Source organism: Streptomyces anandii JCM 4720 (assembly GCF_014650655.1).
Classification (GTDB): Bacteria; Actinomycetota; Actinomycetes; order Streptomycetales; family Streptomycetaceae; genus Streptomyces; species Streptomyces anandii.
Genome location: NZ_BMVJ01000002.1, coordinates 24,393 through 45,809 on the forward strand (window position 1 = coordinate 24,393; position 21,417 = coordinate 45,809).

Below are 21,417 nucleotides of genomic sequence, written 5' to 3' on the forward strand. Positions count from 1 at the left end.
GTGCGGGCATGGTCGGTCCCCCTGTGGACGGGCATGAGCTGGTGACGAGAGGTGGTGCGGCGCCTGGTCGGGCCCCAGCTTGGTCCGTACGGCCGCCCCGGCGCCACGGTGAGCCGTGAATGTGGGACACCGGGACGCCGGCATGCCATCTGACCTGCGGGAACGGCATGCCCCTGGGATACGGTACGGGACGCCCGGCCGGGACTTTCAGTAGGCCAGGGCGGTGTCCAGGCTCGGCTGCCAGTAGGTCACCGTCAGGCTGTTGTCGACGTGGACGCCCTTCGCGGGGAGGGCCACCCGCGCGATCGAACCGTCGTCGAAGGGGACCGTCAGGGTGTGCACCGTGTGCCCGCCCTCCGCGCTCCCGTCGCCCGCCGAGAGCAGCACACCCGCGTAACCCGACTTGCCCGGCGCCAGCTCGGTGGGCGCCTGCGGCTTGGTCTGCTCCGCCACCGGCGGGACCGCCTGCGCCTCGCCGAAGCGCGCCATCGGGTACGCGGGCAACCGGCACGTCCTCGAACCGGTGTTGGTGGCGGTCAGCAGCAGGTGATTGAGCGGACGGGACACCACGGTGGCGGTGATACGGACGCTCGCGGCACCGCACTTGCCCGGTCCCCGGGACGGCCGGCCGGCCTGGGTACCGCCCTTGCCCGTACCGGTGGAGCCCGACGTGCCGGAGGAACCGGTGGAGCCCTTGGAACCGGAAGTCCCGCTGCCGGACGTTCCCTTCGAGCCCGTTCCCGAGGTGTTCGGGGACTGCCCGGCCGAGCCGGCGCCGCCCTCCGCGGACGGGGAGCCCGAGGCGGCGCCCGCGCCGTTCGCGGTCGCGGAGGACGAGGACGAGCCGGCTCCCTCGGTGTCGTCCCCGCCCTGGCAGGCGGTCAGGGACAGGGCCGCCAGTGCGACCGCGGTCGTGGCGAACAGACGGGTGCGGTGCGTGCGGGCGGTGAATGCGGTGCGTGCGGACATGGCTGAACCCCTGTGCGTGTGAAGCGGCGGATCGCGAGCCGCTCGACCGTCACCGGGAGCGGCGTGCCGGGATGACCAGAAGCTTGGGGGAGCGGTCGTCCCGGCCGCCAGCGGCGCCGGAGGACCAGGGACGCTGGAACGCCGGGAACCACCGTGACCTGGAGAAACGTCATCCCCCTGGGACGGGGTTCCGGTACACGGGAGAGGGAGAGACGGTGGCGGGGGACGACTTCGCGGGGTTGCTGCGCGAGCTGAAGGAGCGGTCCGGACTGAGTTACGGCACGCTCGGCAAACGCCTGCACATGAGCGCGTCCACCGTGCACCGCTACGTCAGCGGCGACGTCGTACCGACCGACTACGCGCCCGTCGAACGGCTGGCCCGCCTGTGCCGGGCCACCCACGACGAACTCCTCGAACTCCACCGCAGATGGGTCCGCGCGGACGCCTTGCGGGGCGTGCGGGCGACGGAGGCGGCCGAAGAGGCGCCGGAAGCGGCCCAGGACGACGGGGAACAGGTCCGTGAGGAGGAAGAGGAAGCCGCCCCGCAGGGCACCGGCGACACCCTCACGGGCTACAGCGCCCCGAACCGGCGATGGAACCGCCCCCGCACCCTCCTCGCCGTCACCGGCGCCGGCGCCGTGGCCGCGGCCGTGGTCCTGGTCGCGAACCTGGTGCCCGGGCACTCGAACGGCCGCGCCCAGGACGCCGCGAACGTCACCTCGGCCCACTCGCCCACCCCCACCCGCACCCAGAGCCAGGGCGCCTCCGGACGGAGCGCGTCCCCCTCGCCCTCCGCGTCCCCCGCCCGGAGCGCCACCGCGAGCGCCTCCCCGTCCGCCTCCGCGTCGGGCTCACGGCGGAACTCCGCCGACGGCGGCGGGGACGGCAGGGACCCGGGCGGTGTACCGGTCACCGTCGGCACCACCCCGTACTACTGGGACTCGCCCTGCGACCAGAGCTTCCTGGTGGACCGCAGCCCGGGCAACGTGCCGCCGCCGCCCGCCCAGCAGGACGCGGTCGGCTGGGCCACCGCGCTCGGCGCGGTCGCCGCGGACCACCAGACGGTCACGCTGACCGTGCAGGGCACCGGGGCCCGGACGGTGGTGCTGCGCGGACTGCACGTGCGGATCGTGCGCAGCGACGCGCCGCCCGCCTGGAACAAGTTCGCGATGGGCGACGGCTGCGGCGGCGGGGTGAACACCAAGGCCTTCGACATCTCGCTGGACCTCGGCAACCCGCTGGTGCACCCGATCGGCGGGCAGCGGGACTTCCCGTACAAGGTCAGCGAGTCCGACCCGGAGGTCTTCTACGTCAACGCGCACACCAGCGCCCACGACGTCAGCTGGTACCTGGAGCTGGACTGGTCCAGCGGCGGCCGCAGCGGGACCGTGCGCATCGACGACCACGGCAAGCCGTTCCGCACCAGCGGCTCGGGCAAGCCGTACTACGCGTATCCGCTGGGCGGCAGCGCCTGGGAGAAGATCTCCGACTACTGAACCGGAACCGACACGGACGCCGGCCTCCCGCAGAGGGGCGTACCGACTACATCGACGCCCATCACTGGCGCCCCGACCGCGCGGCCCCGGTCCCCGACCAGCCCGCCCTGGGCTACCTGGAAGCGAAGGCGCCCGAGGCCGCGGTCGTCACAGCCGCTCGGGGGTCCTGATGCCCAGGAGGGCCATGCCCTGGTGGAGGGTGCGGGCCGTGATGTCGCAGAGGAAGAGGCGGTTCTCGGTCTGCTGCGGGGTCTCGGCCTTCAGCACCGGGCACTTGTCGTAGAAGGACGTGTAGAGGGACGCCAGGTGGTAGAGGTAGGCCGCCAGCTTGTGCGGGGCGTACTCCTTCGCCGCCTCGGCGACCGTCTCCGCGAAGGCGTCCACGTGCAGGCCGAGGGCGCGCTCCGCCTCCGTGAGGTCCAGCTCCGGGTGGGCGGCCGGGCGGGTCCCGCCGGCCTTGCGGAGGATGGACTGGATACGGGCGTAGGCGTACTGGAGGTAGACGGAGGTGTCGCCGTTGAGCGAGACCATCTGGTCCAGGTCGAACTTGTAGTCCCGGTTCGCCGACGTCGACAGGTCCGCGTACTTCACCGCGCCGATGCCCACCTGGGCTCCCCGCTCGGCGATCTCCGCCTCGGACAGGTCCTGCGCCTTCTCGCGCACGACCGCCGAGGCCCGCTCGATCGCCTCGTCGAGGAGGTCGACCAGGCGGACCGTCTCGCCCTCACGCGTCTTGAAGGGCTTGCCGTCCTTGCCCAGCACGGTGCCGAAGGCGAGCTGGTACGCCGTCACGTCCTCGCCCAGCCAGCCGGCCCGCCGCGCGGTCTCGAAGACCATCTTGAAGTGCAGGGACTGCCGGGCGTCCACCACGTACAGCAGGGTGTTCGCCTTGAGGTTGAACACGCGGTCGCGGATCGCGGAGAGGTCGGTGGCCGCGTAGCCGTAGCCGCCGTCGGACTTCTGGACGATCAGCGGGACCGGGTTGCCGTCCGGGCCCTTGATGTCGTCGAAGAAGACGCACAGGGCTCCCTCGCTGCGCACCGCGACGCCCGACTCCTCCAGCAGCCGGCAGGTCTCGGCCAGCATGTCGTTGTACCCGGACTCGCCGACGATGTCGGGGTCGCGGATCTCCATGTCCAGCTTCTCGAAGACGGAGAAGAAGTAGATCTTCGACTCGTCCACGAACTTCTGCCACATGGCCAGCGTGTGCGGCTCGCCCGCCTGGAGGTCGACCACCCGGCGCCGGGCCCGCGTCTTGAACTCCTCGTCGGAGTCGAACAGCCTGCGCGCGGCCTTGTAGAGGCGGTCGAGGTTCGACATCGCCTCCTCGCCGGTCACCTCGGACGCCTTGTGGTCCAGCTCGTGCGGGTGCTCGTCCAGATACTGGATGAGCATGCCGAACTGGGTGCCCCAGTCGCCGATGTGGTGCCTGCGCACGACGTTCTCGCCGGTGAACTCCAGCAGCTGGACCACCGAATCGCCGATCACCGCGGACCGCAGGTGGCCGACGTGCATCTCCTTGGCCACGTTCGGCTGGGCGTAGTCGATCACCGTGGTGCCCGGGTGCTCCGCGTACGGCACGCCCAGCCGGCCGTCGGCGTCGGCGGCCCGCGCCGCGAGGTTCTCCGTGATGGCCCGGTCGGTGACCGTGATGTTGAGGAAGCCGGGGCCGGAGACCTCGATGTCCCCGATCACGTCGCCGGTGGTGACCCGGGCGACCACCTGCGCGGCCAGCTCCCGGGGGTTGGCCTTGGCCTTCTTCGCCAGCGCGAGGATCCCGTTGGCCTGGAAGTCAGCCCGGTCGCTGCGTCGCAGCAGCGGGTCCGCGTCGGCGCTCTCCGGCAGGGCGGCCGAGAGGGCGTTCGCGAGGCGCTGGTGGACGGCGGACGTGAGGGACGTGACCGAGGCCATAGGAATGGGTGCCGTTCTCCTCGTGGGGATGGATAGACCCACCCAGTATCCCATGCGGGGTAAAGCGAATTTTCCGGTCCGCGGGTGAACGCCCGGGGCCGCGCGGCCGTCCAACGCGTTGAAAAGGCGTTTTCGTGGATGTGGCCCCGCCTGGGACAATGGAGCGGTCAGCCGTGCGACCGTACCGGCTGCCCAAGGAGAAAGAAGGACGTGCCGATCGTGGCTCAGAGCACCGAGACCACCGACTGGGTCTCCCGTTTCGCGGATGAGGTCATCGAGGAGTCGGAGCGTCGGGCCCCGGGCAAACCGGTCGTCGTCGCGTCCGGCCTCTCCCCCTCCGGCCCCATCCATCTGGGGAACCTGCGCGAGGTCATGACCCCGCACCTCGTCGCCGACGAGATCCGCCGCCGGGGGTACGAGGTGCGGCACCTGATCTCCTGGGACGACTACGACCGCTACCGCAAGGTCCCGGCCGGTGTCGCCGGGACCGACGAGTCCTGGGCCGAGCACATCGGCAAGCCGCTGACCTCCGTCCCGGCCCCCAAGGGCTCCCCGCACCCCAACTGGGCCGAGCACTTCAAGGCCGCCATGGTCGCCTCGCTCGCCGAGCTGGGCGTGGAGTTCGACGGCATCAGCCAGACCGAGCAGTACACCTCGGGCGTCTACCGCGAGCAGATCCTGCACGCGATGAAGCACCGCGGCGACATCGACGCGATCCTCGCCCAGTACCGGACGAAGAAGGCTCCGGCCAAGAAGCAGCAGCAGAAGCCGGCCGACGAGGCCGAGCTGGAGGCGGAGGAGGGTTCGGGCGCCGCGTCCGAGGACGACGGCAGCTCCGGCTCCGCCGGCTACTTCCCGTACAAGCCGTACTGCGGCAACTGCGAGAAGGACCTCACCACCGTCACCGCCTACGACGACGACTCCACCGAGCTGACGTACGCCTGCACCGCGTGCGGCTTCTCGGAGACGGTCCGGCTCAGCGAGTTCAACCGCGGCAAGCTGGTCTGGAAGGTCGACTGGCCGATGCGCTGGGCGTACGAGGGCGTGATCTTCGAGCCCTCCGGCGTCGACCACTCCTCGCCCGGCTCCAGCTTCCAGGTCGGCGGGCAGATCGTCGGCATCTTCGGCGGCAAGCAGCCCATCGGCCCGATGTACGCCTTCGTCGGCATCTCCGGCATGGCGAAGATGTCGTCCTCCCGCGGCGGGGTCCCGACCCCGGCGGACGCGCTGCAGATCATGGAGCCGCAGCTCCTGCGCTGGCTGTACGCCCGCCGCCGGCCCAACCAGTCCTTCAAGATCGCCTTCGACCAGGAGATCCAGCGGCTCTACGACGAGTGGGACAAGCTGGCCGCCAAGGTCGCCGACAGCTCCGCGCTGCCCGGTGACGTGGCCGCGTACACCCGCGCGGTCGGCACCGCCGGCGGCGAGCTGCCGAAGACACCCCGCCCGCTGCCGTACCGCACGCTCGCCTCGGTCGCCGACATCACCGCCGGCCACCAGGACCAGGCGCTGCGCATCCTGTCCGAGCTCGACCCGGCCGACCCCCTCGGCTCCCTGGACGAGGCCCGCCCGCGCTACGACAAGGCCGAGGCGTGGATCAACACCCACGTCCCCGCCGACCAGCGCACCATCGTCCGCGACGAGCCCGACACCGAGCTGCTGAAGTCGCTCGACGAGCCCTCCCGGCAGTCCGTACGGCTGCTGCTCGACGGCCTCGCCGAGCACTGGTCCCTCGACGGGCTCACCCACCTGGTGTACGGCGTGCCCAAGGTCCAGGCCGGCTTCTCCGCCGACGCCACGCCCAAGGAGCTGCCGCCGGAGATCAAGACCGCCCAGCGGTCCTTCTTCGCGCTGCTCTACCACCTGCTGGTGGGCCGTGACACCGGCCCGCGCCTGCCCACGCTGCTGCTCGCGGTGGGTCAGGACCGGGTGCGGGCGCTGCTCGGCGAGTAGGCGCCGAAGGAAGGGGGGCCCTCGTCGGAGGGCCCCCCTTTCCCGTGCGACGGGCGTCCCGGCCTACGCGATGTGGTCGTCCTCCAGCTCCGCGCTGTGGCGGCTCTGGAAGCGCTCGGCCAGGCTCTTCAGGGCGCTGGGGCTCAGCATCGTCCCGTACGTGGCCTGGATGTTGTCGCCAAGCACCCGGGGCGTGGGGTAGCTGCCGTCGATCGACTGGCGGAAGACCTGGTAGTAGTCCTCCTCGCTCGGCTCCGGCTGGGGCGTACCGCCGCCCTCGCCCAGCTCGCGTGTGCGGTTCGGGCCCACCGGGATGGGGAAGCTTCCCGTGTCCTCCATCGACGGCTGCTCGAACCGCTCGGGCTGCTGGCCCTCGTACCAGTCCTCGTACACCGGCTCCGGGTCGTACGTCGGGTCGTAGCCGCCCTGGTAGTCGACCTGCGCGTGCGACTGGAACCAGGGGCTCTGGTCGTCTGGCGGCAACTGCTCCTCGTAGGCCGCCCCCACCGGCTCCTGCTCGGCCACCGCGACCGGCCGCTGCGCACCCGGACCGCCTGCCACGGCGGGCCGGGGGCTCGCCGTCATCTCGATCCGCGGCGCCGACGGAAGAAGCGCCGGCTCGATCCCCGCCGCCGCCAGGCCCGACGGGGCCGTCTCCGCCAGCGGCACGCCGTAGCGCGCCAGCCGCAGCGGCATCAGGGACTCCACCGGGGCCTTGCGCCTCCAGGCCCGGCCGAACCGGGAGCGCAGCCGCGCCTGGTACACCAGCCGCTCCTGCTCCAGCTTGATCACCTGGTCGTAGGAGCGCAGCTCCCACAGCTTCATCCTGCGCCACAGCAGGAAGGTCGGCACCGGCGAGAGCAGCCAGCGGGTGAGGCGGACGCCCTCCATGTGCTTGTCGGCGGTGATGTCCGCTATTCGCCCGATCGCGTGCCGGGCCGCCTCGACGGCGACCACGAACAGCACCGGGATCACCGCGTGCATGCCCACGCCCAGCGGGTCCGGCCAGGCGGCCGCGCCGTTGAACGCGATCGTCGCCGCCGTCAGCAGCCAGGCCGTCTGCCGCAGCAGCGGGAAGGGTATGCGGATCCAGGTCAGCAGCAGATCCAGGGCAAGTAGGACACAGATGCCCGCGTCGATGCCGATCGGGAACACATAACTGAAGTTCCCGAAGCCCTTCTTGATGGCGAGCTCACGGACGGCCGCGTACGAACCCGCGAAGCCGATACTGGCGATGATCACGGCGCCCGTCACGACCACGCCGATGAGAACGCGGTGCATCCGAGTCAGCTGCAGTGGCGCGGCCACTCGTACTCCCCTCCCATTGCGTGTTGTTGCGCGCAACAGAGTGGCACATCCGTGCGGCGAACGGGTGGCCGGATCCGATTGCCCGCCTCGGCGGGCCGGTCCCGGCCGGTCAGCTCTTCGCGGCCGACTTGGACGCGGACGGTGAGGCGGACGCCGAGGCCGAGGCCGACTTGGACGGGGACGCGGACTTCGACGGCGCCTTGGACGGCGAGGCGGACGACGAGGAGCCCGGCGCGGCGCCGGCCTTGCCGCCGTTGGCCGCCGTCACCGCGGCCACCGCCTCCTTCGCGGCCGCCTGCGCCGACTTCGACAGGTCGTCGGCGTCCGGGGTCTTGTCACCGGCCAGACCGGCGCCGTTGTAGTCCAGGGTGACCACGACGTTCTCCACGCGCGCCACGACCGTCTGCTGCTTGAAGGCCCCCTCCTTCTTCTTCAGGTCGTAGCGCACCAGCGTCGCCTCGTCGCCCGTGCCGGAGACCGGCTGCGACTTCACGTTCTTCGCGTCCGTCGCGGACTTCGCGTCCTGCACCTGCTTCTGGTAGTACTCCCGCGCCTGCGCCTCGCCCGTGCCGCGCGTGGCGTCGGACTCGAAGCGCAGCAGCGAGACATTGAGCCAGCGGAACTGCGAGCCCTTCACGCCGTTGTTGTCCAGGCTGTTCCAGGAGCAGCTGGCCCGCGAGGAGACATCGCTGGAGGTGCCCTCCTTGGCCGACTTGGCCCCCTTGGGCACCAGATCGCCCAGCGTCTTGCCCGACAGCACCTTGCACGCGCCCGGCAACTTCGCGTACGCCGCCGCCTGTACGGTCGGCGACGCGCTCGCGCTCGACGGGCCCTTCGCGTCGGCCGAGGGCGTCTGCTTGCCGCCGTCGCCCGAGCCGGAGTCCGAGGAGCAGGCCGCGGCCAGGAACATGACGGGCACGGCCGCCGCGCAGACAAGGACACGGTTCAGCCGCTTGGCTCGCGGGGCGCTGTGGTGGTCTCGCTGGGCTGCTCGCTGCATGGTTCCTTCACTCATGACGCTCGTGGTTCCTGCGGTCGGATCGGGTCCGAGGGGCCACGCTACGCGTTGAGTGCGGTGCGCAAGTCGCTTCCCGCGCATTGCGCCGGGGCGTCAAGTGCCCGTCCAGGGGCGTCAGCCGCCGAGCGAATCCGCCAGCTGCGCCGCCAGTTTCCGGGCCTTGTCCTGCATTTCCTTGCTGTCCGGGGCCGCTCCGACCATCGCCGGCTGCTCCTCGTACTCGATGGTCACGATCACGTTCGACGTGCGGAACGCCACAGTCACGGTGCGCTGCCGGGCCGTCGAACCGGAGGTGCCGAGGGTGTCGTCGAGGAACGCCTCGTCGCCGAGGTCGTCCAGGGTGCGGGGCTGGATGTCGGCGGGGTCGGCGGTGGGGGAGGAGGAGCCGGAGGGGGTGGCGGAGGAGCCGGGGGAGTCGGAGGAGGCCGCGGCGGAGGAGGCCGAGGAGGAGGGCGCGGGGGTCGTCGTGCCGGAGCCCGGTCCGCCCGGGTTGCCGGACTTGTCCGCGCTGTCGGAGGGCGAACCGGCGGAGGGCGAACCGGCGGTGGGGCTCGTGGCGGTGGGCGCGGGGAGGTCCGCGGCCGCCTGCTTGGTGGCGAAGACCGCCTCGGCCTGGCTGTCGTCGCTGACGGTGTTGTCGTAGGAGACGACCCGCTCGAAGTCGACGTGGAGGTGGTCGGTGGCGTCCGTGGACTCCACCTTCCAGCGGCAGCCCACCTTGCGGTCGGTGTCGTACGTGAGCGTCGCCTCGCCCTCGTAGGCCTTGGTGCGCTGGTCCACGTCCGTGATCTGCTTGATGCCGGGCAGCAGTGAGTCGAGGGTGCTGTGCCGGACCGCGCCGCAGGCCTCCGGCAGCGTGCGGTACTTGCCCGGCTGGGCCGCCGCGGTGGCCGTGCCCGCGCCGCCGGGGTTGGCGTCGTCCGTCCGGCCGTCGTCCGACGGCCCGCCGGTGCAGCCCGCCAGCAGCAGCGCCGCGAGGAACGCGGCCGCGCCGGGTACGTACGCCTTCCGCAGCACGGTCAGGCTCCTCTCGATCACGCTCGCGACGGCCGCTCGCACGGACGCGGCCCCGCAGGTTATTCGCTTGCCGCGCGGGTGCGGCCCCTGGAGACAATGTGTATCGCACGCACTGCCGTGGACGCCGGTCCGATGTCCCGTTTCGTCGACCTTGGCGCCGGTATTGCGATTTGAGACTTCTGTACTTTTCCGGGGGAATGAGGAAGATATGTCGTACGTGGAAATGCCGGGCGCCAAGGTCCCGATCCGTATGTGGACCGACCCCGCGACCGTCGAGGACGTCGCGATGCGTCAGTTGCACAACGTCTCGACCCTGCCCTGGATCAAGGGCCTCGCCGTCATGCCGGACGTCCACTACGGAAAGGGCGCCACGGTCGGCTCGGTGATCGCCATGCGGGGTGCGGTCTGCCCTGCGGCGGTGGGCGTGGACATCGGCTGCGGGATGTCGGCGGTGAGGACGTCGCTGACATCGGCTGCGGGATGTCGGCGGTGAGGACGTCGCTGACGGCCAACGACCTTCCGGGCGACCTGTCCCGGCTGCGCTCGAAGATCGAGCAGGCGATCCCGGTGGGCCGGGGGATGCACGACGACCCGGTCGAGCCGGGCCGCTTCCACGGACTGGCCACCTCCGGCTGGGACGACTTCTGGGGGCGGTTCGACGGAGTGGCCGATGCGGTCAGGTTCCGCCAGGAACGGGCCACCAGGCAGATGGGCACGCTCGGTTCCGGCAACCACTTCGTCGAGGTGTGCACGGACGAGGCCGGTTCGGTGTGGCTGATGCTCCACTCCGGTTCCCGCAACATCGGCAAGGAACTCGCCGAGCACCACATAGGCGTGGCCCAGAAGCTCCCGCACAACCAGGACCTGGTCGACCGCGACCTCGCGGTCTTCGTGTCGGACACCCCGCAGATGGCGGCCTACCGCAACGACCTGTTCTGGGCGCAGGAGTACGCCAAGTACAACCGCACGCTCATGATGGCGCTCCTCAAGGACGTGATCCGCAAGGAGTTCAAGAAGGCGAAGCCCGTCTTCGAGCCGGAGATCTCCTGCCACCACAACTACGTGGCCGAGGAGCGCTACGACGGCATGGACCTGCTCGTCACCCGCAAGGGCGCGATCCGCGCGGGCTCCGGCGACTACGGGATCATCCCCGGTTCCATGGGCACGGGCTCGTACATCGTCAAGGGTCTCGGCAACGAGAAGTCCTTCAACTCCGCCTCCCACGGCGCCGGCCGGCGCATGAGCCGCAACGCCGCCAAGCGCCGCTTCTCCACCAAGGACCTGGAGGAGCAGACGCGGGGCGTGGAGTGCCGCAAGGACTCCGGCGTGGTCGACGAGATCCCGGGCGCCTACAAGTCGATCGACCAGGTCATCGACCAGCAGCGCGACCTGGTGGAGATCGTGGCCAGGCTCAGGCAGGTCGTCTGCGTGAAGGGCTGACGCGGGGGGCCTGCGAGACCGGGCGGTGCCCCGGGCCTACTTGGCGTGGCGGACCGCGAAGATCATCACGAAGGCCACCACGTGGATGCCGAAGAGGAAGTAGCCGAGGTAGTACCAGACGTAGCGCTCGCGCTTCTTCTCCAGGGCCAGGCGCTGCTGTTCGGCGTCGTCGGGCCGCTCGTCGCCGGTGGGCGTGGTCGAGTCCGTCATCACCGCTCCCTGTGGACCTTGGTGTTCGACGCCTGGGCGCGGGGGCGGACGACCAGCAGGTCGATGTTGACGTGGCTGGGGCGGGTGACCGCCCAGGTGATGGTGTCGGCCACGTCGTCGGCCGTCAGGGGCTCGGCCACGCCCTCGTAGACCTTGTCGGCCCTCTCCCGGTCGCCACCGAAGCGGGTCAGGGCGAACTCGTCGGTCCTGACCATGCCGGGCGCGATCTCGATCACCCGCACCGGCCTGCCGACGATCTCCAGGCGGAGGGTCTCCGCGAGGACGTGCGCGCCGTGCTTGGCGGCGACGTACCCCGCGCCGCCCTCGTAGGTGGCGTGGCCCGCCGTGGAGGAGACGACCACGACCGTGCCGTCGCCGCTCGCCTCCAGCTTGGGCAGCAGGGCCTGGGTGAGGTTCAGGGTGCCGAGGACGTTCGTCTCGTACATCGTGCGCCAGTCGGCCGGGTCGCCGGTGGCGACCGGGTCGGCGCCGAGCGCGCCGCCCGCGTTGTTGACGAGCACGCCGACGGTGGCGAAGGCCGTGGCGAACTCGTCCACCGCCGCACGGTCGGTGACGTCCAGCTGGTAGGCCGTCGCCGCGTGACCGGCCGCGTCGATCTCCTCGGCGAGCGCCTCTATGCGGTCCTTGCGGCGGGCGGTCAGCACGACGCGGTAACCGGCGGCGGCGAGCTGCCGGGCCGTGGCGGCGCCGATGCCGCTGCTCGCACCGGTGACGACGGCGATGCGGGAGGCGGCGGACGGGGCGGCGGTGGCCATGGGCTGCTCCTCGGTCGTACGGCGATGGTCCGTGCCCAGGGTAGGTGACCCCGCTCGAGGCGTGATGGGCCGTCCGGCCCTCGGGCGTCCTTCCGCTCCGGGCGCTCAGCCGCCGTTGCGCGGCGCCCACATGATCACGGCCATCCCGGCCAGGCAGATCAGCGCGCCCGTCACGTCCCAGCGGTCGGGCCGGTAGCCGTCCGCGAGCGCGCCCCACAGCAGGGAGCCGGCGATGAAGATCCCGCCGTAGGCGGCGAGGATGCGGCCGAAGTGGGCGTCCGGCTGGAAGGTGGCGACGAAGCCGTACGCGCCGAGCGCCAGCACCCCGCCCGCGGCCCACAGCCAGCCCCGCTGCTCCCGCACGCCCTGCCAGACCAGCCAGGCGCCCCCGATCTCGAAGATCGCGGCGACGACGAAGAGGGCGGCGGAGCGGAGGATCGGCATGGGGGCCAGCTTCGCACGGGCCTCGCGCCGGTCCGTCTCTGGTTGGATGGCCGGGTCGCGGCGGAGGAGGAGCGGGCGTGGGCGAGGGCACTGGCACCGGCGCGAGGCGGACGCTGGGCCGGCGGTTCGGGTGGCTGTGGGCCGCGTACGCGGTCAGCACCTTCGGGTCCTGGCTCGCCTTCGACGCCTTCGCGCTGATCGCGGTGCTGGTGCTGCACGCCGGGTCGGCGCAGGTGTCCCTGCTGGCGGCGGCCGGGCTCGCGGTGGGCGCGGTGGTGGCGGTGCCGCTCGGGCCGTGGATGGAGTTCCGGCGCAAGCGGCCGGTGATGATCGGCACGGATCTGGTGCGGTTCGCCGCGCTGGCGAGCGTGCCGGCGGCGTACGCGTTCGGCGCGCTCGGGTTCGGGCAGCTGCTGGTGGTGTCGGTGGTGGTCGCGGCGGCCGACATCGCGTTCGGGGCGGCGAGCGGGGCTTGTCTCAAGCACCTGGTGCCGCCCGGGGACCTGCTGGTCGCCAACAGCAGGTTCGAGTCGACGACCTGGACGGCGACTGTGCTGGGGCCGCCCGCCGGGGGTCTGATGGTCGGGGCGTTCGGGCCGGTGGTGACCGTGGCGGCGGACGCGGTCAGCTATCTGCTGTCGGCGGCCGGGATCCGCGCGATCGGCGGGAGCGAGAAGCGGCCCGTGCGCCCGGGGCACGGCGAGGAGGGGCGGACGCGGCTGCGGGCGGCGGACCTCGCCGAGGGCTGGCGGTTCGTCCTCCGGCATCCGGCGCTGCGTCCGCTGTTCTTCAACACGGTCCTGGTGAACTCCCTGATCATGGCGTCCTCGCCGTTGCTCGCCGTGCTGATGCTTGGCCCGCTCGGCTTCGCGCCGTGGCAGTACGGCCTCGCCTTCGCGGTGCCCTGCCTGGGCGGTCTCGTGGGCTCCCGGCTGGCCCGCCGGCTGGTCGCCCGGTTCGGGCAGCGCGGGGTGCTGCTGGGGTCGGGCGTGCTGCGGGCCTGCTGGTCGGTGGGGCTGGCGTTCGTACGGCCGGGGGTGGCCGGGCTGGCGCTGGTGATGGGCGTCGAGGTGGTGCTGATCGCCTGCTGCGCGGTGTTCAACCCCGTGTTCGCCACCCACCGGCTGGAGCAGACCCCGTCCGACCGGGTCGCGCGGGTGCTGTCGGCCTGGTCGGTCACCGGCAAGGCGGCCACCGCGGCGATGACCGGGCTGTGGGGCCTGCTGGCGGCGCTGGCCGGCCCGCGCACCGCCATAGGCGTCGCGGGCCTGCTGCTGCTCGCCACCCCGCTGCTGCTGCCGTGGCGCGAGCGGACGCCGGAGGCGGAGCCGCTGCCGGCGGTCGCGGACGCGGTGTAGGCGCCGGAGCGGCTACTGCCGCCCGCGCGGCCAGGGGAATACCGCCGACCAGGGGGCCGCTGGACGGGTATAGTTGAACAATCAACAACCTGGGAGGTGAGCGACCATGCAGTTCGGGATCTTCAGCGTCGGCGACGTCACGCCGGACCCGACCACCGGCCGTACGCCGACCGTGGCCGCCCTCATCCCGCCACCCTGCCCACCCCCCGCCGCGAGCAGGCCGAGCCGGACGCCTTCGAGGTCGTGCCCTTCGAGCAACAACTGGCGGCACTGCGCGACTGACCCCCCGCCCCCCCCGCCTCGGCGGGCGGCCCACCCGCTGCCGTGCCGGCCAGGTGGGCGAACCCCCGTATCGCGGGAGTGACGGTGAGAGGACGGTAGGCGGGCGCCGCCGGTTGCCTCCGGATCGGTGAGAGGCGGGTAAAAAGGGTGATCGTAGACCCACCCGTCCAGGCCACGGGGCTGTCGGCCTTGGCAGACTGGACGCGTGCCTCAGACTGTGCTGCTCGCCGAAGACGACCGCGCCATCCGCCATGCCCTGGAGCGGGCCCTGACCCTGGAGGGCTACGCGGTGACGGCGGTCGCCGACGGCGTCGAGGCACTCGCGCAGGCCCACCGGAACCCGCCGGACGTCCTCGTCCTGGACGTGATGATGCCCGGCATCGACGGACTCCAGGTCTGCCGGGTGCTGCGCGCCGAGGGCGACCGCACCCCGATCCTCATGCTCACCGCCCTGGTGGAGACCGCCGACCGGATCGCCGGCCTGGACGCCGGCGCCGACGACTACGTCGTCAAGCCCTTCGACGTGGAGGAGGTCTTCGCCCGGCTGCGCGCCCTGCTGCGCCGCACCAGCCCGGTCGGCGTCGGCGCGCCGGGCACGGGCGCGGGCGCCGGCTCCCCCTCCGTCTCCGGCGACCTGGCGGCGAAGGGGCCGCAGGTGCCCGAGCGGCTGGTCGAGGCGGCCGGCATCCGCATGGACCTCCAGGCCCGCCGGGTCTGGCGCGGCGCGCGCGAGCTGGAGCTGACCCGCACCGAGTTCGAACTGCTGGAGCTGCTGGTCCGCAACGCCGGCATCGTCCTCGACCACTCCACCATCTACGACCGCATCTGGGGCTACGACTTCGGCCCCGGCTCCAAGAACCTCGCCGTCTACGTCGGCTATCTGCGCCGCAAGCTCGACGAGCCGGACGCGCCGCAGCTCATCCACACCGTGCGCGGTGTGGGGTACGTGCTCCGGGAGGACTGAGTGGGCCGCCTCGCGCGGCTGCTGGACCGACCGCGGCCCGGACTGTCCTCGCTGAGGACCACCTTCGCGGTGCTCTTCGCCGTGGTGACCGCGGCCGTGACGGTCCTCGTCGGCATCCTGTCGTACAACTCCGCCGCCCGGCTGGTGCGCGTGGACGAGCAGTCGGTGTTCACCCAGGTCGTGCAGGACGTCCAGGACGAGGTGCGGCGCTACGACCGTACGCCCGCCGACTTCTCCTCCTCCCGGCCCGGGCACGAGGTGGTGCGGCCCAGCCGCACCGACGTCCAGGTGCTCGGCGACAACGGCCAGATCGTCGACCACGGCAGCCCCCAACTGCCCGTCACCGCCCGGGACCGGGCGACGGCCGCCTCGCCCAAGGCGGGCAAGACCGTCGAGTACCGGGACGTCGTCGTCGCCGACGACGTGTACCGCATCGCGACGGTCGCGCTCGGCGACGGACGCGGCGCCGTGCAGGTCGCCCAGGAGTTCAGCGACACCGAGGACCTGCTGCGCGCGCTGCAGCAGCGCACGCTGATCCTCATGGGCGTCGTGGTGATCGCGGCCGGCCTGTGCGGCTGGTGGCTGGCCCGGCGCATCACGCGCCGGCTGCGCATACTCACCGCCGCCGCCGAGAACGTGGCCCGCACCCGGCAGCTCGGCGTCCAGGTGCCCGTCACCGGCTACGACGAAGTGGGCCGCCTCGGCCGCGCCTTCGACCGCATGCTGGGGCGGCTCGCCCAGTCCGAGGAGGACCAGCGCCGCCTGGTCCAGGACGCGGGCCACGAACTGCGCACCCCGCTGACCTCGCTGCGTACGAACATCTCGCTGCTGCGCCGGATCGACGAACTGCCGTCCGCCACCCGCGAGGAACTCGTCGCCGACCTCACCCAGGAGGCCCGCGAGCTGACCGACCTGGTCAACGAGCTCGTCGACCTCGCGGCCGGGCAGTCCGACGCCGAGCCGCCGCAGCGGGTCGACCTCGCCGACATCGCCGAGGACGTCGCCGGCCTCGCGCGCCGGCGCACCGGGCGCGACATCGTGGTGCGGGCGAGCGGCGACACGACGACCGACGGGCGGCCGGCCATGCTCCAGCGGGCCGTGTCCAACCTGGTGGAGAACGCCACCAAGTTCGACCGCGACGGCAGACAGCCCATCGAGATCGCCGTCACCGGTCCAGCCCGGCGCGGCACGGTCCGCGTCGAGGTCCTCGACCGGGGGCCGGGCATCGCCGCGGGCGACCTGATCCGCGTCTTCGACCGCTTCTACCGCGCCCCCGACGCCCGCTCCCTGCCCGGCTCCGGCCTCGGCCTGTCCATCGTCCGCGAGGTCGCCATGGCCCACGGCGGCGCGCCCTTCGCCTTCCGCCGCGAGGGCGGCGGCGCGGTGATCGGCTTCACCGTGGGCGCGGACAGCTACCGCGGCGAGCGCGGCCACCACGACGGCACGGGTACGACGGCCGGGACCCGGGGCGGCATCTGACCGCCGGCCCGGGTACGCCGGCCGGAACCGCGGGCTCAGGTGGGTGTCAGGGGGTTTCGGCCGGGGCCGGGACCTGCTTGCGGCGGGTGAAGGAGGGGAGGGCCGGCGGGGTCAGGAAGCCCTCGGCGCGGGCGCTGGCGATGCCGATGCGCGGGATGTCGCCGCTCTTGGCGAACAGCAGGAAGCGGGGCTCCCACACGGGCCGGTACTTGGCGTTGGCGCGGTACAGGGACTCGATCTGCCACCAGCGCGAGAAGAAGGTGAGCACCGAGCGCCACAGCCGCAGCACCGGCCCGGCGCCGAGCCGGGAGCCGCGCTCGAAGACCGACCGGAACATCGCGAAGTTCAGCGACACCCGGCGCACCCCGATCTCCTGGGCGCGCAGCAGCAGTTCGACCACCATGAACTCCATCAGCCCGTTCTCGCAGTCGCGGTCACGGCGCATCAGGTCCAGGGACAGCCCCTGCTCGCCCCACGGCACGAAGCTCAGCAGCGCACGCGGCTCGCCGTCGGCGTCCCGGCACTCCAGCATCACGCAGCGCCCGTCGTCCGGATCACCGAGCCGCCCGAGCGCCATGGAGAAACCGCGCTCGGTGGCCCCGTCGCGCCAGTGGTCGGCGCGGTCGACGAGCCGTGCCATCTCGTCGTCGGGGATGTCCTCGTGGCGGCGGATGCGCACGGTGTACCCGGCGCGGCGCACCCGGTTGTGCGCCTGCCGCACGACCCGCATGGCGCGCCCCTCCAGGCTGAAGTCGGCCACCTCGACGATGGCCTCGTCACCGAGTTCGAGGGCGTCCAGGCCGTGGCGGGCGTAGATCGTGCCGGCCTCCTCGCTCGCGCCCATCACGGCCGGCGTCCACGCGTGCCGGCGGGCCTCGGCGAGCCAGGCGTCGATGGCGCCGGGCCACGCCTCGGGGTCCCCGATGGGATCGCCCGAGGCCAGGCTCACGGCGCCCACGACGCGGTAGGTGACCGCGGCCTTGCCGGTGGGGGAGAAGATCGCCGCCTTGTCGCGGCGCAGCGCGAAGTAGCCGAGGGAGTCGCGGTCGCCGTGCTTGGCGAGCAGTTCGCGCAGCCGCTGCTCGTCCTCCTCGCTGAGCAGGGCGCGGCCGCGGGGCGAGCGGAAGCAGGCGTACAGCACGAGCAGGAAGGTGGCCGCCATCAGGATGTTGATGGTGATGTCCACCCAGCGGGGCGCGTGCACGGCGGGCACCCGGTCGGCGAGCGGGCCGACGCTGACCCCGCGCAGCAGCGCGTAGACGACCTTGTCCGACAGCGAGCCGCCGGAGGTCTTGTTGGTGGCGTCGACCAGCCAGGTGCCGATCCCGCCGGTGACGAGCACGCCGCCGGCGCCCACCGCGAGGGCGAGCCGGGGGTTGGAGCGGTCGCCGATGGCGTTGAACTCCCGGCGGCCCACCAGCAGCGCGGCCACGAACAGTCCGGTGAGCGCGGTCGAGAGCCAGTTGAACAGGTGGTCCTGGAAGCCGTCCTGGGTGAGCGCGACGACGTAGAGCGCGAACAGGGGACCGGCGAGCAGCAGGTTGAACACCCAGGCCGCGCGCTTGCGCCGGCGCATCACCATCGCGAGGAACAGCGCGAGCGCCGCCGAGACCAGACCGGCGGTGGCGAGGTACGGCGTGAAGAACTCACCGCCGTTGTGCTCGTGGACCTCCTCGCGGAAGGGCAGCGAGAGCACCGCGACGATGTTGAGGAGCGCCAGCAGCCGCAGGTACCAGACGGTGGAGGCGGCGGCCCGCGCCCGCAGCCGGGGACCGGGCGAGGGGCGGGCGGCGGAGCGGGGATCACGCTGTGGGGGGATGACGACGGACTGCTGTGCGGGCATGGGTGACATGTCACCTCTGAGCGGGCCGGGAAACCGGCGGGGACGGGGCGGGCAGCCGGACGCGCGGTCCGCCGCACGCCCATGTCGCTGACCCTACGACTTGTAGGGTAACGGAGCCGGAGGGGGCGTCCGGCCCTGGATTCTGTGGAAAAGGTAAGACTCGCCCGTGAGGACGCTGAGGATGCCGATGACGTTGAGGACACTGAGGGCTCAGTGAGGGCGCCGAGAGGGCGCCGAGGGCGCTGAGGTTGCCGTGAGGGCGCCGGGGCTGCCGGGAGGGCACCGGGGCCGGGGCGGCCGGCGGTTCTCAGCCGGCGCCGGGCCGGCCGTGGTCGGCCCCGGCGCGGGTCCGTCTGCGGGACGCCGTCAGCAGCCAGGCCAGGTTGCCCGCCGCCGCCCCGGCGGCCACGGTGGCCGCGATCACGCCCGCGGTGGCGAACCCGTCCCCGAACAGGTGCGGGCGCCGGTCGAGGCTGTGCAGCCCGAAGCCGCACAGCTGGTACACCCCCACGGCGGCGATGGCCAGGCTCAGGACGAGCACCGCGACGGTCGCCGCGAACCCGCCCCCGCTCTCCTCGCCCCCGGCGGCGCCGGGCCCCGGACTGCGTGCCTCCTGCATGGCTCCCCCGTCGACGGTCGAATGGCGAAGCTGGACCCTACAGTACGTAGGGCCGTGCACGCGGCGCCCACCGGCCGCCGCCGAGGGGGTGGACCGTGGGCGGACCGCGGGGGGACCGCGGAAAATGCGACGTACTGTCCAAGGCCGGCTGGTTGGATCGGGAGCCGGACTACGCCGACGGGGACCGCCGGAGCGGGGCCCCGCCCGACGGAGGGAGACAGGATGAGCACGGTCGCCAGGACGGACGCGGACGCGGCCCCGGGAGAGGACAGCGGTGTGGGCACGGACGCGTCCTCCGCGCCGCACGGTGCCGACAGCCACGACCTGATCCGCGTGCACGGCGCCCGCGAGAACAACCTCAAGAACGTGAGCGTCGAGATCCCCAAGCGCCGCCTGACGGTGTTCACCGGCGTCTCCGGCTCGGGCAAGAGCTCCCTGGTCTTCGACACCATCGCCGCCGAGTCGCAGCGGCTGATCAACGAGACCTACAGCGCCTTCGTACAGGGCTTCATGCCGACGCTCGCGCGGCCCGACGTCGACGTACTGGAGGGCCTGACCACCGCGATCATCGTGGACCAGCAGCGGATGGGCGCCGACCCGCGCTCCACGGTGGGCACCGCCACCGACGCCAACGCGATGCTGCGCATCCTGTTCAGCCGGCTCGGCCGTCCGCACATCGGCTCGCCCAAGGCCTTCTCCTTCAACGTCGCCTCGATCAGCGGCGCCGGCGCGGTCACGGTGGAGCGCGGCGGCAAGACCGTGAAGGAGCGGCGCAGCTTCAGCATCACCGGCGGCATGTGCCCGCGCTGCGAGGGCCGGGGCCGGGTCTCCGACATCGACCTGACCCAGCTCTACGACGACTCGAAGTCCCTCGCCGAGGGGGCGCTGGCCGTCCCCGGCTACAAGTCGGGCGGCTGGAACCACCGCCTCTACAGCGAGTCCGGCCTCTACGACCCGGCCAAGCCGATCCGTGAGTTCACCGAGACCGAGCTGCACGACTTCCTGTACCGCGAGCCGACCCGGATGAAGATCGCGGGAATCAACATGACGTACGAGGGCCTGGTCCCGCGCATCCAGAAGTCGATGCTGTCCAAGGACCGGGAGGCGATGCAGCCGCACATCAGGGAGTTCGTGGACCGGGCGGTCACCTTCACCCTCTGTCCCGACTGCGGCGGTACGCGGCTCAGCGAGGCGGCCCGGTCGTCGAAGATCAAGGGGGTGAGCATCGCCGACGCCTGTGCGATGCAGATCAGCGATCTGGCCGAGTGGGTGCGCGGTCTCGACGAGCCCTCGGTGGCGCCGCTGCTCACGAATCTGCGGGACACCCTGGACTCCTTCGTGGAGATCGGGCTCGGCTATCTGTCCCTGGAGCGGCCGGCGGGCACCCTGTCGGGCGGCGAGGCGCAGCGCGTGAAGATGGTCCGCCACCTCGGCTCCGCGCTCACCGACGTCACGTACGTCTTCGACGAGCCGACCACGGGCCTGCACCCGCACGACATCCAGCGGATGAACGAACTGCTGCTGCGGCTGCGGGACAAGGGCAACACGGTGCTGGTCGTGGAGCACAAGCCGGAGGTCATCGCGATCGCCGACCATGTCGTCGACCTCGGGCCCGGCGCCGGCACGGCGGGTGGCGGCGTCTGCTTCGAGGGCACCGTGGAGGGGCTGCGGGCGGGCGGCACCATCACCGGCCGCCATCTCGACGACCGGGCCCGGCCGAAGGAGACGGTGCGCAAGCCCACCGGGGTCCTGGAGATCCGCGGCGCCAGGGCGAACAACCTGCGGGACGTGGACGTCGACATCCCGCTCGGCGTGCTGGTCGTGGTCACCGGCGTGGCCGGCTCCGGCAAGAGCTCCCTGCTGCACGGTTCACTGCCGGCCGGCGCGGGTGTGGTCTCGGTCGACCAGGCTCCGATCCGCGGCTCCCGGCGCAGCAACCCCGCCACGTACACCGGTCTGCTGGAGCCCATCCGCAAGGCGTTCGCCAAGGTCAACGGGGTCAAGCCGGCGCTGTTCAGCGCCAACTCCGAGGGCGCCTGCCCGAACTGCAACGGTGCCGGCGTCGTCTACACCGACCTGGCGATGATGGCGGGCGTCGCCACCACGTGCGAGGAGTGCGAGGGCAAGCGCTTCGAGGCCTCCGTGCTGGAGTACCACCTCGGCGGGCGGGACATCAGCGAGGTGCTGGCGATGCCGGTGAGCGAGGCCGAGGAGTTCTTCGCCGCGGGCGAGGCGCGCACCCCGGCGGCCCACCGCATCCTCCAGCGGCTGTCCGACGTCGGCCTCGGCTACCTCACTCTCGGCCAGCCCCTCACCACCCTCTCCGGCGG

The 21,417-nt window shown here is 72.2% G+C and carries 19 protein-coding genes; 9 read left to right on the top strand and 10 right to left on the bottom strand.

Features of this window, described 5'->3' with window-relative positions; all coding sequences use genetic code 11:
• Positions 1-207 precede the first annotated feature (207 nt).
• The gene (locus IE249_RS03220) at positions 208-969 is read right to left on the bottom strand and encodes a DUF4232 domain-containing protein (RefSeq protein ID WP_189703250.1); all 762 of its coding nucleotides are present in this window, start codon (positions 967-969) and stop codon (positions 208-210) included.
• Between the two features lie 215 nt (positions 970-1,184).
• Between IE249_RS03220 and IE249_RS03225 the strand changes: the two genes are divergently transcribed.
• Complete coding sequence (locus IE249_RS03225; RefSeq protein ID WP_189703251.1) at positions 1,185-2,465, top strand: helix-turn-helix domain-containing protein; 1,281 nt, start codon at positions 1,185-1,187, stop codon at positions 2,463-2,465.
• Between the two features lie 147 nt (positions 2,466-2,612).
• Here IE249_RS03225 and argS read toward each other — a convergent pair whose 3' ends face one another.
• Positions 2,613-4,376 carry an arginine--tRNA ligase gene (argS, locus tag IE249_RS03230; protein ID WP_189703252.1) on the bottom strand — a complete coding sequence of 588 codons (1,764 nt, stop codon included), beginning with the start codon at positions 4,374-4,376 and terminating at the stop codon, positions 2,613-2,615.
• A 210-nt stretch (positions 4,377-4,586) separates the two neighbouring features.
• Between argS and lysS the strand changes: the two genes are divergently transcribed.
• On the top strand, positions 4,587-6,329 hold the full coding sequence (lysS, locus tag IE249_RS03235; RefSeq protein ID WP_189703253.1) for a lysine--tRNA ligase: 1,743 nt from the start codon (positions 4,587-4,589) through the stop codon (positions 6,327-6,329).
• A 63-nt stretch (positions 6,330-6,392) separates the two neighbouring features.
• On the opposite strand, the gene IE249_RS03240 is transcribed toward lysS, so the two are convergent.
• From IE249_RS03240 to IE249_RS03250, 3 genes are all read right to left on the bottom strand, one after another.
• Entirely contained in the window at positions 6,393-7,637 is a 1,245-nt protein-coding gene (locus IE249_RS03240) for a DUF2637 domain-containing protein (protein ID WP_189703254.1), read from the bottom strand.
• A 109-nt stretch (positions 7,638-7,746) separates the two neighbouring features.
• Positions 7,747-8,652 carry a DUF3558 domain-containing protein gene (locus tag IE249_RS03245; RefSeq protein WP_189703255.1) on the bottom strand — a complete coding sequence of 302 codons (906 nt, stop codon included), beginning with the start codon at positions 8,650-8,652 and terminating at the stop codon, positions 7,747-7,749.
• 117 nt (positions 8,653-8,769) lie between these two features.
• A complete protein-coding gene (locus IE249_RS03250; RefSeq protein ID WP_189703675.1) occupies positions 8,770-9,672 on the bottom strand; it encodes a DUF3558 domain-containing protein in 903 nt (300 codons plus the stop codon).
• Positions 9,673-9,880: 208 nt separating this feature from the next.
• On the opposite strand from IE249_RS03250, the gene IE249_RS39945 reads away from it, so the two are divergent.
• Both IE249_RS39945 and IE249_RS03255 read left to right on the top strand, forming a co-directional pair.
• A complete protein-coding gene (locus tag IE249_RS39945) occupies positions 9,881-10,165 on the top strand; it encodes an RtcB family protein (protein WP_373304339.1) in 285 nt (94 codons plus the stop codon).
• Complete coding sequence (locus IE249_RS03255) at positions 10,108-11,112, top strand: RtcB family protein (RefSeq protein WP_373304349.1); 1,005 nt, start codon at positions 10,108-10,110, stop codon at positions 11,110-11,112. The genes IE249_RS39945 and IE249_RS03255 overlap by 58 nt, the downstream gene beginning before the upstream one ends.
• A gap of 36 nt (positions 11,113-11,148) precedes the next feature.
• Here the strand turns inward: IE249_RS03255 and IE249_RS03260 are convergent, their stop codons facing one another.
• From IE249_RS03260 to IE249_RS03270, 3 genes are all read right to left on the bottom strand, one after another.
• Entirely contained in the window at positions 11,149-11,322 is a 174-nt protein-coding gene (locus tag IE249_RS03260) for a hypothetical protein (protein WP_189703256.1), read from the bottom strand.
• Complete coding sequence (locus tag IE249_RS03265; RefSeq protein WP_189703257.1) at positions 11,322-12,098, bottom strand: SDR family NAD(P)-dependent oxidoreductase; 777 nt, start codon at positions 12,096-12,098, stop codon at positions 11,322-11,324. The genes IE249_RS03260 and IE249_RS03265 overlap by 1 nt, the downstream gene beginning before the upstream one ends.
• Before the next feature lie 105 nt (positions 12,099-12,203).
• Positions 12,204-12,542: a YnfA family protein gene (locus tag IE249_RS03270; protein ID WP_189703258.1), complete on the bottom strand. Its 339-nt coding sequence runs from the start codon at positions 12,540-12,542 to the stop codon at positions 12,204-12,206.
• A 77-nt stretch (positions 12,543-12,619) separates the two neighbouring features.
• On the opposite strand from IE249_RS03270, the gene IE249_RS03275 reads away from it, so the two are divergent.
• From IE249_RS03275 to IE249_RS03290, 4 genes are all read left to right on the top strand, one after another.
• Positions 12,620-13,900: an MFS transporter gene (locus IE249_RS03275; protein WP_189703259.1), complete on the top strand. Its 1,281-nt coding sequence runs from the start codon at positions 12,620-12,622 to the stop codon at positions 13,898-13,900.
• A 96-nt stretch (positions 13,901-13,996) separates the two neighbouring features.
• Complete coding sequence (locus tag IE249_RS03280; RefSeq protein ID WP_189703716.1) at positions 13,997-14,182, top strand: hypothetical protein; 186 nt, start codon at positions 13,997-13,999, stop codon at positions 14,180-14,182.
• Between the two features lie 205 nt (positions 14,183-14,387).
• Entirely contained in the window at positions 14,388-15,146 is a 759-nt protein-coding gene (locus tag IE249_RS03285; protein WP_189703260.1) for a response regulator transcription factor, read from the top strand.
• The gene (locus tag IE249_RS03290) at positions 15,147-16,625 is read left to right on the top strand and encodes a sensor histidine kinase (protein ID WP_189703261.1); all 1,479 of its coding nucleotides are present in this window, start codon (positions 15,147-15,149) and stop codon (positions 16,623-16,625) included.
• Positions 16,626-16,671: 46 nt separating this feature from the next.
• Here the strand turns inward: IE249_RS03290 and IE249_RS03295 are convergent, their stop codons facing one another.
• Both IE249_RS03295 and IE249_RS03300 read right to left on the bottom strand, forming a co-directional pair.
• Complete coding sequence (locus tag IE249_RS03295; protein WP_189703262.1) at positions 16,672-18,468, bottom strand: phosphatidylglycerol lysyltransferase domain-containing protein; 1,797 nt, start codon at positions 18,466-18,468, stop codon at positions 16,672-16,674.
• Between the two features lie 307 nt (positions 18,469-18,775).
• The gene (locus IE249_RS03300) at positions 18,776-19,087 is read right to left on the bottom strand and encodes a hypothetical protein (protein WP_229857387.1); all 312 of its coding nucleotides are present in this window, start codon (positions 19,085-19,087) and stop codon (positions 18,776-18,778) included.
• Positions 19,088-19,309: 222 nt separating this feature from the next.
• On the opposite strand from IE249_RS03300, the gene IE249_RS03305 reads away from it, so the two are divergent.
• The coding region (locus IE249_RS03305) for an excinuclease ABC subunit UvrA (protein ID WP_229857389.1) at positions 19,310-21,417 on the top strand (2,108 nt) is incomplete at its 3' end.